Consider the following 16,683-nt stretch of genomic DNA (forward strand, 5'->3'; position numbering starts at 1 on the left):
ACGTCGCGCCCCGGGTCCGCGATCGTCGAGGCCACCCGGTCGTCCGGGCACGGCGGCGGCGCACGGCCCGCCACCGGGGGCCGCTCCGGGCGGTTCGCCACACTGGAGGGGTGAGCGGCGCGTCCCGGAGCCCCGAGCCGTGGCGCCCCCTGCTGGACGCCGGCCGCGAGGACGAGCGACTCGTCGCCTCGGCGTTCGAGGGCGCACGCCAGGCGCGCACGACGCCGCTGCCGGAGGCGCTGCACCCGGACCTGCGCGCCGCGCTGGCGGGCCGCGGCATCGAGCGGCTCTACGCGCACCAGGCCGAGGCGGTCGCGATCCCGGCGCCGCGGCCGTTCGTCGTCACGACGGGCACCGCGTCCGGCAAGTCGCTCTGCTTCCAGCTGCCGCTCGTGGACCGGCTGCTGCGCGAGCCGCGCGCCCGGGCGATCCTCCTCTACCCGACGAAGGCGCTCGCGCAGGACCAGGCCCGCGCGCTCGCCGCGCTCGGCCTCGGCGACCGGCTGCGGATCGCGATCTACGACGGCGACACCCCGCGCGAGGCGCGCCGCGACATCCGCCGACGCGCGAACGTCATCCTCACGAACCCCGACATGCTCCACGTCGGGATCCTGCCCCGGCCCGACCTCTGGGCCGAGGTCCTCGCTCGCCTGCGGATCCTCGTCATCGACGAGGCGCACGTCTACCGCGGGGTCTTCGGCTCGCACGTCTCCAACGTCGTGCGCCGCCTGCGGCGGCTCGTCGAGCGCCACCAGACGCCGGGCGCCGCGGTCCGTCGCCTCGCCGCGGGCCAGGGAGACCTCTTCGCCGCCGCCGCGCAGGCCGGCGCGACGCCGACCTCGGGAACCGCACCGGGCGCGCTGCGCGTGCTGCTGGCCAGCGCGACGATCGCCAACCCGGTCGAGCACGCCCAGGCGCTCACCGGCCTGGAGGACGTCGCCCTGATCGACGACGACGGCTCGCCCGGGGTCGCGCGGCGGATCGCGCTCTGGAACCCGCCGCTGCTCGAGCCCGACGACGACCCGTACTGGGTCGCCGCGCAGGTCCGCCAGCGGCCCGCCGGCCCGCCCGGCGACGAGCCCGGCGCGGCGGCCGATCCGCCGGCGACGGTCGCGCCACCCGGCGCCGCCGACGCGGAGCCGGCGCCGACGCCAGCCGACCCCGACGAGGTCGAGCTGCTCGACGCGTCCGAGCTGCAGGCCGGCCGCACGCGGCGCTCCGCCCTGACCGAGGCGGCCGAGATGCTCGCCGACCTCGCCGAGCGCGAGGTCCGCACGATCTGCTTCGTTCGGTCCCGCAAGGGCGTGGAGGTCGTCGCGCAGATGGCGGCCGAGGAGCTGCGCGAGCGGGGCCGCGACGCGCTCGCCGCGCAGGTCATCCCGTACCGCGCCGGGTACACGACCCGCCAGCGCCACGAGCTCGAGCGGCGGCTCGTCGACGGCGAGGTCCGCTGCGTCGTCACGACGACCGCGCTCGAGCTCGGGATCGACATCGGCGAGCTCGACGCGTGCGTCGTCGTCACCTTCCCCGGCACCGTGGCGTCGCTGCGCCAGATGTGGGGTCGCGCGGGTCGTCGCGGTCGCGGCCTGGCCGTCTACGTCGCGGGCGAGGACGCGCTGGACCAGTGGTTCTGCCGCCATCCCGACGGGTTCCTCGACCGGCCGGTCGAGGCGGCGATCCTCCAGCACGAGAACGAGCCGATCCACCTCGCCCACCTCCTCTGCGCCGCCCACGAGGCGCCGCTGGACGCGCGCGACGCGGCGACGCTCGGGCCGCGCTGGCGCGCGCACGCCGAGGAGCTCGTCGTGCGGGGGGCGCTGCGCGAGCGCGACGCGACCTTCCGCCCGGTCGAGGCGGACCGGTTCGCGGCCGGGGAGGTCGCGCTGCGCAGCGCGTCGAGCGCCCGGGTGGTGATCGTCGACGGCTCGACGGGCGAGGAGCTCGGGCACGTCGAGCGCGACAAGGCGCCCTCGGTCGTGCACCAGGGCGCGGTCTACCTGCACCTCGGGGAGCGCTACGAGGTCGCCGACCTCGACCTCGACCGCGGCTTCGCCGTCGTCGAGCCGTTCCACGGGAGCTGGTGGACGGAGCCCAAGCGCGAGATCGACATCACGTTCGAGCGGATCCTCGACCACCGCGAGGCGTGGCCGGACCGCGGCGGCGACGCCGTCCCGATCCACCTCGGCACGGTGACGGTCACCGACACGGTCCTCGGCTACCAGCGGCGCAAGAGCGGCAGCGGCGAGATCATCGACCTGCAGACGATCGACCTGCCGTCGGTGTCCTTCACCACCGAGGCGGTCTGGTGGCAGCCGGGGCCGTTCGTGGGGACCGACCCCCGACGGGCGATGGCCCGGCCGGCCGCGGCGGTCGGCGGCGCGCCCGCGACCGGCGCTCGCGGTGCGGCCGGCGGGCCCCCGGCGTGGGATGCGTTCCCCAGCGAGCACCTGCTCGGGTCGCTGCACGCCGCCGAGCACGCGCAGATCGCGGTCCTGCCGCTGCTGGCGATGTGCGACCGCTGGGACGTCGGAGGACTGTCGACGAACCTGCACCCGCAGCTCGGCGGCCCGGCGATCATCGTCTACGAGGGGCACGTCGGCGGGGTGGGGATCGTCCGCCAGGCCTACCGCCGGTTCGAGGAGTGGGCGAGCGACGCGCGGACGCTCATCGACGAGTGCCCGTGCCGGGCCGGCTGCCCGTCGTGCGTGCAGTCGCCGAAGTGCGGCAACCTCAACGAGCCGCTGCACAAGGCCGGCGCGCTGGAGCTGCTGGGCCGCCTGACCGGGACCCGCTGAGCTCCGATCCTCGGGCCGCCTGGTGGCCAGGACCGGCGCGTGGCCGAGGACGGACGCCCTCCGATGGTCCCGGCCGTGGTCTGCCCACCCGTGGTCCTTGGCCCGGGCCGACCGTCGGTGAATCCGGGCCGAGGCGCCCGATCAGCGCCGAGCGCGCCGTCGGGCCCAGCGGCTGCCCGGCTGCGCCGGCAGGCGCGCGCCGTGGAGCCACGGCAGCCCGGCGAGCAGCAGTCCCCACAGGAGGATCCGTCGGTGGCCCTTCGCGGCGGTGACCGCCCCGGCGACGAGCACCACGACGACGGCGACGAGGCCCACCGCCGTCCACGCGATGAGCGTCCAGTCGGGCGAGACGAGGTACGACCCGCCCTGGTCCTCGTACGTCGTGGGGACGTCGGACGTCACGGGAGCAGGGTAGTCGTCGGAGGCGCTGCGCGGTGCGGCGCTCACCGGCCCGCCTCGCGCGAGCGGCGTACCGGGGCCGGGGAGCGACGGCTGCGCGGCGCTCGCCCCGGGGACCGGCTCGAGCGCCGTACCGCGGTCGTGGCGGGGAGGAGCCGCCGCTGGGGCGGCGAACGAGACCGGGCCGACGCCGTCGGCGCCCGCGCCAGGGGCGCCGCTCGCTCACGCGGACGGCGTGGCGGAACGCGACGGGCCGCCGCTCGCAGTCGGGTGGTCCGCGGCCCCGCTTCCCGGGCCATCGCGTGCAGGATCCGGCGAACCTGCACGGAACCTGCGCCGCGGCGCGCGCCCGGGGACCGAATCCTGCACCGAAGCTGCACGCCGTCCGGCGAGCGTGCTGCCAGGCGGCACGCTCCTGCAGCCATGTCGCGGGCACAACCACGCAGCGCTCCGGTGCTGCAAACGGCAGCGGTCCTTCTTGCCGCCGTGACCCTGCCGCTCGTCGACGCCCGGACCGAGGCCCATGCCGCCGGAGCCTCGGTCCGGACGCCGACCACGACCGTCGAGCCGGCCGCCGCACCACGGGGCGGTGGGCTCGACGCGTCGCAGACGATCAACGCGCCGACCACGACGACCTCGATCGGGGGGACGACCCCCGAGGCGCCCGCGCGCGTGCGCGCGGCGATCACCCGCTTCCAGCTCACCCGCAGCGTCTGGCGCGCGGGCGCCGCCGCCCCGCAGGTCCGCATCCGCCTCGACGCGGCGCGGCAGACCGCGGCGACGGTGCAGCTGCGGATCGAGGACCGTGCGAGCCACCGCCTCGTCGCCAAGCAGGCGCTCGGCACCGTCCGCTCGGGCGTCGACGTCGCCCAGGACGTCACGAAGGCGATCGCCGCGAAGCCCGGCCGCTACCGGCTGCGGCTCGTCGTGACCGACGCGACGGGAAAGCGCGCGCGGCGCGCCGGTGCCCCGGCGCTGCGCAACCTGCGCGTGCGCGAGGCGCAGGCGACCGCGACCGCGCCGACGCCCCATGCGGGGGCGACGACCGTCTTCCCGGTGCAGGGCCGCTGCAACTTCCGCAGCCTGCAGGCCCAGCGGTTCCAGGCCGGCCGCGGCGGCGGACGCCGCCACAACGGCCAGGACATCGGCACCTACGACGGCTCCCCGCCCGTCGTCGCGTTCACGGCCGGCGTCATCGAGCGCACCTGGTGGGACGACGCGGGCGGCGGCTGGACCCTCGTCCTCAACGGCGACGACGGCATCGCCTACGGCTACCTCCACCTGCAGCCGGGCTCGACCGTCGTCCGCGCCGGACAGCGCGTCGCCGCCGGCCAGGCGCTCGCGAACGCCGGTCACTCCGGCGGCGACTACGAGCCGCACCTGCACTTCGAGATGCGGCCCCAGCCGTGGTCGGGCAACCGGGACCGGGCGATCGACCCGTACCCGGTGCTCGTGAAGCTGCCCAACCCCTGCGACGGCTGAGCGCGCGCACGGCCGCGCAGCCGCTACCCTGTCGCATCCTCGGCGAGATAGCTCAGTTGGTAGAGCACACGACTGAAAATCGTGGTGTCCCCGGTTCGAGTCCGGGTCTCGCCACTCCCGGAGGCCCCGCAATGCGGGGCCTTCGTCGTTCGGGGGATCAGCGCGGCGGCGGCGCGCCGAGGACCCGCTCCAGACGGATCGCGGCCTGGAGCTCCGCCTGACGGGCGCGGACCGGTCGGCCGAGGCGCTCCTCGATGCCGCTCAGTCGGTAGGCGACCGTCCGGTCGTTGACGCCGAGCGCGGCGGCGGCAGCCGACGCGTTGAAGCCGCAGGCGAAGTAGGCGACGAGCGTCTCGCGGAGCTTCGTCCCGTCGCGGCCGTCGCCGAGCGGACCGAGCTCGGCGGCGACGAACGCCCGGGCGGCGCGCTCGTCGGCGAGGAGCACCGACTCGAGCGCGACGTCGTCGAAGCGCGTCACCGGGTCGCCGGTGGCGGCACCGATCCGGTGAGCGGCCCGCGCCTCGCGGTGGCTGCGGCGAAAGCCGTCGGCTCCCCGGGCCGGACGGCCGAGCGCCAGGCCGCCCTCCCAGCCGCCGAGCGCCTCGCGCAGATCGCGCTCGTCGCCCGCGCCCGCGAGCCAGCCCCAGCACGTCTGCTCGCCGACGCTGACGACGAGGCACGGTGCGCCGGCCGTCGCCGCGATCCGCCCGATCTCGCCCTCCGCGCCGGGGCCCCACGCCACGACCGCGCGGTGCGTCGCCGCGAGGTCGTAGCCCAGCGCGCAGGGGTCGACGTCGCCCCCGTCCAGCACGTCGCGCACGAGCTGGACGCGCCGCTGCTCGCGGCCGCGCAGCAGGCGCTCGCGCTCGCGGGTGTACTCGTCGACGACGAAGGGGATCACCGCGTCGACGTAGGCGAACATCCCCCGCGTCCAGCGCCGCAGGAGCGTGCTGCGGGTCGCCGGGTCGACGTCCTCCAGGGCGTCGACGGCGTCCTGGAGCGCCTCCCAGGCCACGGCCTCGCCGATCCGGTACGTCCGCAGGCCGGCGACGAGCGGCGTGCCGATCCGCGCGCCGATCCGGGCCTCGTCGATCGCGTCCGACGGCGGCCCGAAGGGCAGCGGGTCGCCCTCGCGGACCGCGTGCGCGAGGGCGGCGCGGAGGTTGCCGTGGCAGCTGCGCCGCATCGCCGCGGTCATCTCCGGGTCCGTGCCGACGCCGGAGTCGGGGACCTCGGCCGCGAAGCGCGCGAGCATCCGCTCGACGAGGTCGTCCTCGCGCTCCCGGATCGCGTTCGCGACGCGATCGACGAGCTGCTGCCGGGTCCGCGTGTCCACCGTCGTCGAACCTAGTCCCGTCGCCGCGCCTCCGCCACCCGACCATCGCCGAGCGGGCGGATCGCCGCGCGCTCCAGCCCGCGGGCCGACCGCCCGACACCTCGTCGCTGGGGGCCGCCGTCGCCTTCCTGCCCTGTCCGGCGGCGACGACCCACGGCGGCCGTTCGACGATCTTCGTCGAGGGCGGGCGTGGCGATCGGCGAAGGTCGTGGAGCGCCCGCGCCCGGGTGCCCGCGAGCCTCGGGGCATGCGCAGCACGACCACCGATGTCGTCGTCGTCGGCGCGGGGCTCTCGGGTCTCGCGGCGGCCCGGACCCTCGTCGCCGCCGGCGCCTCCGTCGTCGTCCTCGAGGCCCGCGATCGCGTCGGGGGACGCCTGCTGAACCACGAGCTCGCCGGGGGCGGGATCGTCGAGGTCGGCGGCCAGTGGGTCGGTCCGGCACAGCACCGCGTGAACGCGGTGATCGACGAGCTCGGCCTCGAGCGGTTCCCGACGTACGACGAGGGCGACAACCAGTTCGAGCACCGCGGGCGGCGCTCCCGCTACCGCGGCGCGATCCCGCGCGTGAACCCGCTGGCGCTCGCGGACGTCGCCCAGGCGCAGGCGCGGCTGGACCGGATGGCGCGGCACGTGCCCCTCGACGCGCCCTGGCGGGCGCCGCGGGCCACCCGCTGGGACGCGCAGACCTTCGCGACGTGGATCGCGCGCAACACCGCCACGTCGTTGGCCCGGGAGTTCTTCACGCTCATGTGCGAGGCCGTCTTCTCCGCCGAGCCGGCGGAGCTCTCGCTCCTGCACGTCCTCTTCTACCTCCACTCCGGGGGCGGCTTCGACGCGCTGATCGAGACGGACGGCGGCGCGCAGCAGGACCGCGTCGTCGGCGGATCCCAGCGGGTCGCGCAGCGGCTGGCGGAGGAGCTCGGCGACCGCGTCGTGCTCGACGCGCCGGTGCGCCGGATCGCGCAGGACGGCGACGGCCTGGTCGTCGAGGCCGACGGCGTCGCGGCGCGCGCGGCGCGCGCGATCGTCGCGGTGCCGCCCACGATCGCCGGGCGGATCGCGTACGAGCCCGCGTTGCCCGGCTGGCGCGACCAGCTCACGCAGCGGATGGCGATGGGCTCGGTCATCAAGTGCATGGCCGTCTACGACGAGCCGTTCTGGCGCGCCGAAGGGCTCTCGGGCCAGGTGACGAGCACCGAGGGCCCGGTGAAGGTCGTCTTCGACAACACGCCCTCGACCGGCGGCGTCGGCGTCCTCATCGGCTTCCTCGAGGGCGCGCACGCCCGGGCGCTCGGGGCGGTCTCCGTCGACGAGCGGCGCGCCGCGGTCGTCGGCTGCTTCACGCGGTACTTCGGGCCGCGGGCGGCGACCCCCAGCGAGTACGTCGAACGCGCCTGGGCGGAGGAGCGCTGGAGCGGCGGCGGCTACGCCGGGATGCTGCCGCCGGGCGTCCTGACGTCGATCGGCTTCGCGCTGCGGCGGCCGTGCGGCGCGATCCACTGGGCGGGCACCGAGACCGCCGAGCGGTTCTCCGGCTACATGGACGGTGCCCTGACGGCGGGCGAGCGCGCGGCGCGCGAGGTCCTGGCCGCCGGCCTCGACCGGCGCGTCGGCGAGGTCGTCGACGCCTGAGGGGGATCTCGGCGGGGTCGCCCATCGCGGACCCGAGCGGGTCGTGCGGTCCCCGCGCCGGGGCCCGGTCGCGCATGGGACGATGCGCGTGTGACCGGCGCGACGGAGGCGGACGCGGGGCGCGAGGCGGCCCGGCTCGAGGACCTGCGGCGGTTGCGCCGCGTGCGCGACCGGATCGACCGCGAGTACGCCCTGCCGCTGGACGTCGAGGCGCTTGCGCGCGACGCGTGCATGTCCGCCGGGCACTTCAGCCGCGCGTTCCGCCGGGCGTTCGGCGAGTCGCCCTACAGCTACCTCATGACCCGTCGGATCGAGCGGGCGATGGCGCTGCTGCGCGTGGGCGAGCTGACGGTGACCGAGGTGAGCCTCGCCGTCGGCTGCTCGTCGCTGGGGACGTTCTCGACGCGCTTCACCGAGCTCGTCGGGGTGCCGCCGAGCGTCTACCGCCGCGAGCAGGCGGCCACGGGACGGGACCCCTACCCCACCCTCGCGCCGTGCGTCGCCAAGCGCGTGGCGCGACCGGTCAGGAATCGAGAAGCGGGACCGGCGAGCCGCTCCTAGGGTGGATCCCATGAGCCTGAAGATCCACCAGTCGATGCTGCCCCACACCGACCCGGACGCCTCGCTGGCGTTCTACCGCGACGCCCTGGGCTTCGAGGTCCGCAACGACGTGGGCTACGAGGGGATGCGCTGGATCACGCTCGGCCCCGCCGACCAGCCCGAGACGTCGATCGTGCTCTACCCGCCGACCGCCGACCCCGGCGTCACCGAGGACGAGCAGCGGCTCATCGCCGAGATGATGGCCAAGGGCACGTTCGCGAGCATCAACCTCGCCACCGAGGACGTCGACGAGGCCTTCGCCCGGCTCCAGGCCCACGAGGTCGTCGAGGTCGTCCAGGAGCCGACCGACCAGCCCTACGGGATCCGCGACGCGTCGATCCGCGATCCCGCCGGCACCCTCATCCGGCTGCAGCAGGTCTGAGCCGCCGCGGCGCGCCGCGGGCCCCGGGCGCGCCGCCGCCGCAGCCACCGCGGGCGCCCGTCCCGCGACCCCGACCGCCGTCCCGTCCCGTCCCCGTCCCCGGTCCCGAGCACCACATGCGCACCGACCCCAGCCAGCACCCCGCCGACGCCCACGACCTGATCCGCGTCCGCGGCGCGCGGGTGAACAACCTGAAGGACGTGAGCGTCGCGCTGCCGAAGCGCCGCCTGACCGCCTTCACCGGCGTGTCGGGATCGGGCAAGAGCTCGCTCGTCTTCGGCACGATCGCCGCCGAGTCCCAGCGGCTCATCAACGAGACCTACAGCGCCTTCGTCCAGGGGTTCATGCCGACGCTCTCGCGGCCGGAGGTCGACGTCCTCGACGGCCTGACGACGGCGATCGTCGTCGACCAGGAGCGGCTGGGAGCCAATCCTCGTTCCACCGTGGGGACCGTGACCGACGCCGACGCGCTGCTGCGGATCCTCTTCAGCCGGCTCGGCGAGCCGCACATCGGCGGTCCCGGCGCGTACTCCTTCAACGTCGCGTCGGCCTCCGGCAGCGGCGGCATCACCGTCCAGCGGGGCGACAGGACGATCACGCAGAGCGCGTCGTTCAGCCGCACCGGCGGGATGTGCCCGCGGTGCGAGGGCCGCGGGTCGGTGAACGACTTCGACCTCACCGCGCTCTTCGACGAGGCGAAGTCGCTCAACGAGGGCGCGATCACCATCCCCGGCATGAGCATGGACGGCTGGTTCGGCCGGATCCTGCGCGGCTGCGGCTACTTCGACCCGGACAAGCCGATCGCGACGTTCAACAAGCGCGAGCGCCACGACCTGCTCCATCGGGAGCCGACGAAGATCAAGGTCGACGGGATCAACCTCACCTACCAGGGCCTCATCCCGCAGATCCAGAAGTCGATGCTCTCCAAGGACGTGGAGGCGATGCAGCCCCACATCCGGGCGTTCGTCGAGCGCGCCGTCGTCTTCACGGTCTGCCCGGACTGCGACGGGACCCGCCTGAGCGAGGAGGCGCGGTCGTCGAAGATCGCCGGCAAGAGCATCGCCGACGTCTCCGCGATGCAGGTGACCGACCTCGCCGCCTGGGTCGCCGAGCTCGACGTGCCCGGGAGCGTCGAGCCGCTGCTGGCGTCGGTGCGTCACGCCGTCGACTCGTTCGTGGCGATCGGGCTCGGCTACCTGTCCTTGAGCCGACCCTCCGGGACGCTGTCGGGCGGTGAGGCGCAGCGGGTCAAGATGGTCCGCCACCTCGGCTCGTCGCTGACCGACGTCACCTACGTCTTCGACGAGCCGACGATCGGGCTGCACCCGCACGACATCGAGCGGATGAACGCCCTGCTGCTGCAGCTGCGCGACAAGGGCAACACCGTGCTCGTCGTCGAGCACAAGCCGGAGGCGATCGCGATCGCCGACCACGTCGTCGACCTCGGTCCCGGCGCCGGCACGGCGGGCGGCGAGATCGTCTTCGAGGGCACCGTCGAGGGCCTGCGCGCCAGCGACACGCGCACGGGCCGCCACCTCGACGACCGCGCGTCGCTGAAGCCCGCCGACGCGGTCCGGGCCGCGACCGGGGTGCTGGAGGTCCGCGGTGCCGACGGGCACAACCTCCAGGACGTCGACGTCGACGTGCCGCTCGGCGTCCTGTGCGTCGTGACCGGCGTCGCCGGCTCGGGCAAGAGCACGCTCATCCACGGCTCGATCGCGGGTCGCGACGGGGTCGTCGCCGTCGACCAGGGCGCGATCAAGGGCTCGCGGCGCAGCAATCCGGCGACGTACACCGGCCTGCTCGAGCCGATCCGCAAGGCGTTCGCGAAGGCGAACGGCGTGAAGCCGGGCCTCTTCAGCCCGAACTCCGACGGCGCCTGCCCGGTCTGCAGCGGGATGGGCGTCATCTACCCCGACCTCGGGATCGTCGCCGGTGCCCCGGCCGTCTGCGAGGAGTGCGGGGGCAAGCGGTTCCAGGCCGAGGTCCTGGAGCACCGCTTCGGCGGCAAGGACATCAGCGAGGTCCTCGCGATGCCGGTCGCCGAGGCGGGGGCGTTCTTCGGCGCGGGCGAGGGGAAGATCGCCGCCGCCCACAAGATCCTCGTCTGGCTGGAGGAGGTCGGCCTGGGCTACGTCACGCTCGGGCAGCCGCTCACGACCCTGTCGGGCGGCGAGCGCCAGCGGCTGAAGCTCGCCGCCCACATGTCCGGGAAGGGATCCTCCCGCCGCCCCGCCCCCGACGCCCCGGGCACGGGCGCGGTCATCGTGCTCGACGAGCCGACGACCGGTCTGCACCTCGCCGATGTCGCCGCCCTGCTCAGCCTGCTGGATCGGCTCGTCGACGAGGGGCGGTCGGTGATCGTCATCGAGCACCACCAGGCGGTGATGGCGCACGCGGATTGGATCATCGACCTCGGTCCGGGAGCCGGCCACGACGGCGGCCGGATCGTCTTCGAGGGCACGCCGGCCGACCTCGTCGCGGCACGCTCGACGCTCACCGGCGAGCACCTCGCCGACTACGTCGGCGCCTGACCCGGAGCCGCCCGCCGGACGATCCGCGGCCCCGGCTCGCCCACGGCCCCGCGGCGCCGCACATCGCCTACGGGCTCGGCGCGCGGAGGCGACGGCGGCCGCACGGCGTCCGTGCCCCCCGAGCCTCGTGCGCGGAGCGTCCCCGGGGGCGTCGTCTCACGCACGGGGCGGGCGCGGCGCGTCGGTTGCGGCGGCGCCGCCCGTGTCCGTCGTTCTCGGCACGGGGGCGGTGCGCGGCACGTCGCGCGCCCCGCGGCGCGCCGCACGCGGCGTGCGACGCACCGGTGGGGCGTCCGGGCTCGGTCAGCCCAGGACGATCTCGGCGGCCTGCCGGACGGTCTCGGCATCGCCGTCGACGAGGAGCGTCGTGACGAACGAGTCCTCCCAGGCGGCGAGGTCGTGGCGGATCTTGTCGGCGGGGCCCAGCAGCGCCATCCGCTGGATGAGCTCGGACGGGATCGCGGCGGCCGCCTCGTCCTTCCTCCCGTCGAGGTAGAGGGCCTGGATCCGATCGACGTGCTCCTCGTAGCCCATCCGGATCGCGACGTTCGCGTGGAAGTTGCGGCCCTTCGCGCCCATCCCGCCGAAGTACAGGGCGTAGAACGGCCGCACGCGGTCGACGGCGGCCTCGACGTCGTCGTGCACGACGAGCGGCACCATCGCGGCGACCTCGAAGTCCTCGGGCGTCCGCCGCGCGCCGTCGCGGGAGAAGCCCTCGGCCAGCGCATCGGCGTAGAACCGCTCCTGGGGGTCCAGCAGCATGGCGATCCAGCCGTCGCAGAGCTCGGCGGCGAGCGCCACGTTCTTCGGCCCCTCGGCGGCGAGGAAGACCGGGATGTCCTCGCGCAGCGGGCGGATCGACGACTTCAGCGGCTTGCCGAGCCCCGAGACGCCGGGCTGGCCGGCGTCCGGGGTCAGCGGCAGCGGGTACGCCGGACCGTCGCTCGTCACCGGGCCGCCCCGCGCCCAGACGTCGCGCAGGATCCCGAGGTACTCGCGGGTGCGGGCGAGCGGCTTCTCGAACGGCCGGCCGTACCAGCCCTCGACGACCTGGGGCCCCGACGCGCCCAGGCCGAGGACGAACCGCCCGCCGGAGAGGTGGTCGAGCGTCATCGCCGCCATCGCGGTCGCCGTCGGCTGGCGCGCGGAGAGCTGCACGATGCCGGTGCCCAGCCGCAGGCGCTGCGTCCGGCTGCCCCACCACGCCAGCGGGGTCAGCGCGTCGGAGCCGTACGCCTCGGCGCACCAGATCGAGTCGAAGCCGACCCGCTCGGCCTCGGCGACGGTCTCCTCGATCCCGGGCGGCGGGCCGCCCGCCCAGTAGCCGACGTTCAGGCCGAGGCGCAGCTTCGTCATCGCCGCCATCCTCGCCGACGCGTTCCGTGCCGGCCACGGGCGGTCCTCGGAGCGCTGTGCGGACGTCCAACCGGGACCGGCGGCGGCGCGGCGCGCTTCCCCTACGCTGGACCCGGTGCTGCTCGCCGCCGGAACGCCTCGGACGCTCGGCTCCGCCGACCCGCGGCTGCGGCTCGCCGCACCGGGCGTCGAGGACGCGTTCCCGCGCCGGACGCTGCGCCTGGACGGCCGCGCCGCCTTCGACCTCTCGCCGTGGTGCGGGACCTGCGGGGTGCTCTTCCAGCGTCTGGAGGGCGCGAACGAGAAGCTCGCCGTCCGCGCCGCGACGGACCGCCTGACGGAGGGCGTCGAGGACCCCGACGACCCGGTCGCCGAGCTCTTCGGCGCGCTGCTGCCGCGCGGGTCCTACCGTCCGCTGCTGCTGGAGCTGCGGCCGCGCCTCGTCCGCCCGGCCGCGCCGGGCGACTACTTCGCCGAGGAGCAGGTGCGCACCTGGGGCGTCGACCCGTTCTGGGACCTGCCGGAGTCCCCCCGCACGCCGTACTACCGGACGTGGCAGACCCGCGTCGCCGACGACGCGCACCTCTACGAGTTCGTCGTGCCGATGGTGCCGCCGAGCTGGAACGAGGCGGCCGTCGTGGACCGCCACCGCGAGCTCCTGGCGCACACCGCGCGGCCGACGGCGGTCGCGCTGACGACGCTCGACGTCTGCGCCCCGGCGACCGACGGCGACGGCGACGAGTGGTACTGGCACTGGGCGCTGACGCACTTCCTCCTCGACGGGCACCACAAGCTCCAGGCGGCCGCCGAGGGGGGCCGCGCCGTGCGGCTGCTCGCGCTGCTGAGCCTCGACGGCAGCCTCGCCGAGGCGGACGCGCTCGGGCGGCTGCCGGAGCTGCGCGCCCGACCCGCCGCGGGTCGCCGGGCGACGCCGCGCGGCAACGACGGATGAGCACGACCGCGAGCCGGCCGTCGGGCGCATCGGCGCGGGCGGTGGGGAGCGCGCGAGGCATCGGGCGGCCCGGTCCCTCGACCGGTGGCCCCGACACGGTGACCCGACGGGGGCTCAGGCCTCGCCGAGCAGCGCCCGCGCCTCGTCCGAGGCGAAGAACGGGGCCAGCCGCCGACGCAGGAGCGCCTCGAGGAGCCCAGCCTCCCGCAGCACGGCGAGCGCCCGGGGGCCGAACCGCCGGGCCTCCTCGAGCAGGTCCTCCCGCGTCAGCCCGATCTCCTCGAGCAGGTCCCGCAGCGGCACCGGCCCGTACTCGTCGAAGAAGAGCGCCACGCCCTCGTCGACGAGCGCCAGCAGCCACGGGTGCTCGCGCAGCTGCAGCCACAGCTCGTAGGCGATGACGAGCAGGTCCTCGAGGTCCTCGCGCGCCAGCAGCGCCCGGAACCGGCCGACGGGCTCGTCCTCGACCTCGGCGAGCAGCTCGAGGACCGCCTCGACGAGGCCGTCGTCCTCGCGCTGCCCGGCCCGCTCGGCCTCGCGCAGCAGCACGCGCGCGACCCGCTCGCTGAGCTCCCGCAGCTGCGCGTCGACGAGCTCGCTCGGGCCCGGCGCGACCGCGGTGACCGCCCGCAGCCCCGCCTCGAGCAGCGGTCCGAGGCCGGGGAGCCGCTCGGCCTGCGTGCGCGCGTCGACGACGATCCGCTGCAGGAGCCAGGCGAGCCCGCGGACGGCCACGGGGTTGCGCGCGACGGCCTCCAGCAGCCGGGCGCGCAGCGGGCCCGGTCCCAGGAGCTTCTCGGCGACGGGGGCGACGAGCGACTCGTCGAGGATCGCCCCGATCGGGTGCTCGTCGTGGACGGGATGGTCGTAGAGCCGGGTGGCGACCTGGCCGATGAGCTCGGGGATCGCGCCGCGGCTGATCCGGAAGCTCGCGACGTACTTGCGCGCCACCGCCTGGACGGCCGCGCGGTCGACGACCTCGTCGAGGGTCAGCGTCCGCGCGGCGGCGAGCGCGTGGTCGATCTCCTCGGCGGCGAGCGTCGCGAACCGCTCCTCGGACAGGTCGCGCAGCAGGAACGCCACCTGGGCGTCCAGCAGCGCGTCGGCGCGCGTCGGGGCGGAGTCGCTCACGGGCGGATCAAACCACGGCCCCGGTCCCGTCCCCGCCGAGCGCCGCGACGAGCCGGTCGAGGAACGCCTCCTGCGCGGCGACGAGCCGCGGCCGCGCCTCGTCGAGGGTCAGCCAGGCGACGCGATCGACCTCCGGCACCTCGATCGTCCGGCCGGACCGGGGCGGCCAGGTCATCGTGAACGTCCCCGGGACGACGGCGTCGGGGTCCAGGTCGCCGGCGATCGCGAAGCAGCGCACGCGCTTGCCCGACCCCTGGCGGACCTCGCCGAGGTCGAGCGGCTCGCCGTCGGGCGCCGGCAGGCCGAGCTCCTCGGCGAACTCGCGCCGCGCCGCCGCCCACGGCTCCTCGTCCGCGCCGTGCTCGCCCTTCGGGATCGACCACGCCCGCTCGTCCTTGCGCGCCCAGAGGGGCCCGCCCATGTGGGCGACCAGGACGCGCAGCCTGTCCGGGTCGCCGCGGTGCAGCAGGATCCCGGCGGACGTGCGGTGACGGGCGGACGGTGGCACGCCCCGATCCTGCCACGGCCGCCGGTGCGTCCCGGGAGCGGCGGATCCGATCCCGGTCGGGGCGGCCGCGCCGAGGTCGGGCCGCGCGCCGACGAGGGACGTCCGGTCGTGCGCGATGATCGGGCGATGGCCGACGGCGCCCGCGTCCTGCTCCCGTTCGACCTCGCCGACGAGGCCGGCGGGGACTGGCCGTTCGGCCTGCGGGTCGACGTCTGGGACGGGACGGGCCCGGCCCCCGAGGGCGACCTCGGCGACGTGCGCCTGCACGTCCTGCCCTACGGCGCGCCGTGCGCCTACGACGCGCTGCCGCGGCTCACCGGGCTGGCGGTCGTGCAGAGCCTGCGCGCCGGGGTCGACGAGCTCCTGCCGCTCGTGCCCGACGGCGTGACGATCGCCAACGGCCGCGGGCTGCACGACGCCTCGACGGCCGAGCACGCACTGGGCCTGATCCTCGCCGCGCAGCGGGAGCTGCCGCGCTGGGTCGCCGACCAGGCGGCCGGCCGCTGGGACCCGTCGTTCGTCGGCTCGCTCGCGGACCGGCGCGTCCTGCTCGTCGGCGCCGGCTCGATCGGCGGGGCGATCGCGCGGCGCCTCGAGGCGTGCGAGGCCGTCGTCACCGCGGTCGCGCGGCGCGCCCGCCCCGCCGAGGGCGTTCGCGGGGTCGACGAGCTCGACGCGCTGCTCCCGGCCGCCGAGATCGTCGTCCTCGTCCTGCCCGACGATCCCTCCACGCGCGGCACGCTCGACGCCCGCCGCCTGGCGCTGCTGCCCGACGGGGCGCTCGTGGTGAACGTCGGCCGCGGGACGGCGATCGTCACCGCCGCGTTGCGGGCCGAGCTCGAGTCCGGGCGGCTGCGCGCGGCGCTCGACGTCGTCGATCCGGAGCCGCTGCCCGCCGACCACCCGCTCTGGCACGCGCCGGGGCTGCTGCTGACCCCGCACGTCGGGGGCGGGTCGGCGAGCTTCCCGCCGCGCGCCCGGCGGCTCGTGATCGACCAGCTGCGGCGCTTCGCCGCCGGCGAGCCGCTGGCGAACGTCGTGCGCCCCTGACCGGCCTCGGCGGCCGGTGCGGGACCGCGGATCAGTCGTCGGCCGACGGGCGGCGGCGAGACTGCTTCAGCTGGCCCCGCCGGCCCTTCGCCTCGACCCGGCGGCGCTGCGACCCGCGGGTCGGCCGGGTCGCGCGACGGTCCTTCGGCACGTGCAGCGCGCCGCGCAGCCGCGCGGCGAGCCGCTCGAGCGCCAGCTCGCGGTTGCGCGACTGGCTGCGGGCGTCCTGCGCGACGGCGCGCACGAGCGGGCCGAGCTGCTCGAGGATCCGCGTCCGCTGGGCGTCGGTCAGGGCCTCGCTGGCGCGGACGTCGAACGTCGCCTCGATCCGCGACGCCGTGACGTTCGCGTGCTGGCCGCCGGGGCCGGACGACCGGCTGGCGCGCACGACGATCTCGCGCAGGGGGATCCGCACGGCTCCGGTGACGCGCAGCTCGGGCTCCACGGCTCCCATGACAGCAGACGGCCGGCCGCACGGGTGCCGAGGACCGTGCTGGCACGTCCCCGCTCGTGTGGGACGATGGG

The 16,683-nt window shown here is 76.0% G+C and carries 14 protein-coding genes and 1 tRNA gene; 9 read left to right on the forward strand and 6 right to left on the reverse strand.

The annotated features are described in order from the left end of the window. The first annotated feature begins 110 nt into the window (after positions 1 to 110). Positions 111 to 2,795 (forward strand): DEAD/DEAH box helicase, encoded by a 2,685-nt coding sequence (locus tag SK069_RS13135; protein ID WP_319954696.1) that lies wholly within the window; start codon positions 111 to 113, stop codon positions 2,793 to 2,795. A gap of 141 nt (positions 2,796 to 2,936) precedes the next feature. On the opposite strand, the gene SK069_RS13140 is transcribed toward SK069_RS13135, so the two are convergent. Then, positions 2,937 to 3,197 carry a hypothetical protein gene (locus SK069_RS13140; RefSeq protein ID WP_319954697.1) on the reverse strand — a complete coding sequence of 87 codons (261 nt, stop codon included), beginning with the start codon at positions 3,195 to 3,197 and terminating at the stop codon, positions 2,937 to 2,939. Between the two features lie 483 nt (positions 3,198 to 3,680). Between SK069_RS13140 and SK069_RS13145 the strand changes: the two genes are divergently transcribed. Both SK069_RS13145 and SK069_RS13150 read left to right on the forward strand, forming a co-directional pair. Then, entirely contained in the window at positions 3,681 to 4,676 is a 996-nt protein-coding gene (locus tag SK069_RS13145; protein WP_319954698.1) for a M23 family metallopeptidase, read from the forward strand. A 41-nt stretch (positions 4,677 to 4,717) separates the two neighbouring features. Then, positions 4,718 to 4,790, forward strand: a tRNA-Phe gene (locus SK069_RS13150). A gap of 43 nt (positions 4,791 to 4,833) precedes the next feature. On the opposite strand, the gene SK069_RS13155 is transcribed toward SK069_RS13150, so the two are convergent. Further along, positions 4,834 to 6,012, reverse strand: coding sequence for a PucR family transcriptional regulator (locus tag SK069_RS13155; RefSeq protein WP_319954699.1), 1,179 nt, complete (start codon positions 6,010 to 6,012; stop codon positions 4,834 to 4,836). Between SK069_RS13155 and SK069_RS13160 the strand changes: the two genes are divergently transcribed. The 4 genes from SK069_RS13160 to SK069_RS13175 all read left to right on the forward strand — a co-directional run bounded on the left by SK069_RS13160 (position 6,005) and on the right by SK069_RS13175 (position 11,161). Next, positions 6,005 to 7,645 carry a flavin monoamine oxidase family protein gene (locus SK069_RS13160; protein WP_406628292.1) on the forward strand — a complete coding sequence of 547 codons (1,641 nt, stop codon included), beginning with the start codon at positions 6,005 to 6,007 and terminating at the stop codon, positions 7,643 to 7,645. The two genes, SK069_RS13155 and SK069_RS13160, sit on opposite strands and share 8 nt — an antisense overlap. Before the next feature lie 90 nt (positions 7,646 to 7,735). Further along, a complete protein-coding gene (locus tag SK069_RS13165) occupies positions 7,736 to 8,206 on the forward strand; it encodes a helix-turn-helix transcriptional regulator (RefSeq protein ID WP_319954701.1) in 471 nt (156 codons plus the stop codon). Between the two features lie 10 nt (positions 8,207 to 8,216). Further along, positions 8,217 to 8,627 carry a VOC family protein gene (locus SK069_RS13170; RefSeq protein ID WP_319954702.1) on the forward strand — a complete coding sequence of 137 codons (411 nt, stop codon included), beginning with the start codon at positions 8,217 to 8,219 and terminating at the stop codon, positions 8,625 to 8,627. Positions 8,628 to 8,743: 116 nt separating this feature from the next. Then, positions 8,744 to 11,161: an excinuclease ABC subunit UvrA gene (locus SK069_RS13175; protein WP_319954703.1), complete on the forward strand. Its 2,418-nt coding sequence runs from the start codon at positions 8,744 to 8,746 to the stop codon at positions 11,159 to 11,161. A gap of 303 nt (positions 11,162 to 11,464) precedes the next feature. On the opposite strand, the gene SK069_RS13180 is transcribed toward SK069_RS13175, so the two are convergent. Further along, positions 11,465 to 12,508 carry an LLM class F420-dependent oxidoreductase gene (locus tag SK069_RS13180; RefSeq protein ID WP_406628295.1) on the reverse strand — a complete coding sequence of 348 codons (1,044 nt, stop codon included), beginning with the start codon at positions 12,506 to 12,508 and terminating at the stop codon, positions 11,465 to 11,467. Between the two features lie 124 nt (positions 12,509 to 12,632). On the opposite strand from SK069_RS13180, the gene SK069_RS13185 reads away from it, so the two are divergent. After that, positions 12,633 to 13,469: a hypothetical protein gene (locus SK069_RS13185; protein ID WP_319954705.1), complete on the forward strand. Its 837-nt coding sequence runs from the start codon at positions 12,633 to 12,635 to the stop codon at positions 13,467 to 13,469. Positions 13,470 to 13,583: 114 nt separating this feature from the next. Here SK069_RS13185 and SK069_RS13190 read toward each other — a convergent pair whose 3' ends face one another. Further along, positions 13,584 to 14,600 (reverse strand): hypothetical protein, encoded by a 1,017-nt coding sequence (locus tag SK069_RS13190; protein ID WP_319954706.1) that lies wholly within the window; start codon positions 14,598 to 14,600, stop codon positions 13,584 to 13,586. A 7-nt stretch (positions 14,601 to 14,607) separates the two neighbouring features. Further along, positions 14,608 to 15,108 carry an NUDIX domain-containing protein gene (locus SK069_RS13195; RefSeq protein WP_319954707.1) on the reverse strand — a complete coding sequence of 167 codons (501 nt, stop codon included), beginning with the start codon at positions 15,106 to 15,108 and terminating at the stop codon, positions 14,608 to 14,610. Positions 15,109 to 15,234: 126 nt separating this feature from the next. Here SK069_RS13195 and SK069_RS13200 point away from each other — a divergent pair, with 126 nt between their 5' ends. Then, positions 15,235 to 16,158 carry a 2-hydroxyacid dehydrogenase gene (locus tag SK069_RS13200; protein ID WP_319954708.1) on the forward strand — a complete coding sequence of 308 codons (924 nt, stop codon included), beginning with the start codon at positions 15,235 to 15,237 and terminating at the stop codon, positions 16,156 to 16,158. A gap of 31 nt (positions 16,159 to 16,189) precedes the next feature. On the opposite strand, the gene arfB is transcribed toward SK069_RS13200, so the two are convergent. Beyond that, the gene (arfB, locus tag SK069_RS13205; RefSeq protein WP_319954709.1) at positions 16,190 to 16,603 is read right to left on the reverse strand and encodes an alternative ribosome rescue aminoacyl-tRNA hydrolase ArfB; all 414 of its coding nucleotides are present in this window, start codon (positions 16,601 to 16,603) and stop codon (positions 16,190 to 16,192) included. Positions 16,604 to 16,683: the final 80 nt, after the last annotated feature.

Source organism: Patulibacter brassicae, assembly GCF_033949425.1.
GTDB classification, from domain to species: Bacteria; Actinomycetota; Thermoleophilia; order Solirubrobacterales; family Solirubrobacteraceae; genus Patulibacter; species Patulibacter brassicae.

Excerpts from the sequence above, each read along its gene's own strand:
- SK069_RS13170 (WP_319954702.1), top strand. The coding sequence starts at position 8,217 with ATGAGCCTGAAGATCCACCAGTCGATGCTGCCCCACACCGACCCGGAC.
- SK069_RS13175 (WP_319954703.1), top strand. The coding sequence starts at position 8,744 with ATGCGCACCGACCCCAGCCAGCACCCCGCCGACGCCCACGACCTGATC.
- SK069_RS13200 (WP_319954708.1), top strand. The coding sequence starts at position 15,235 with ATGGCCGACGGCGCCCGCGTCCTGCTCCCGTTCGACCTCGCCGACGAG.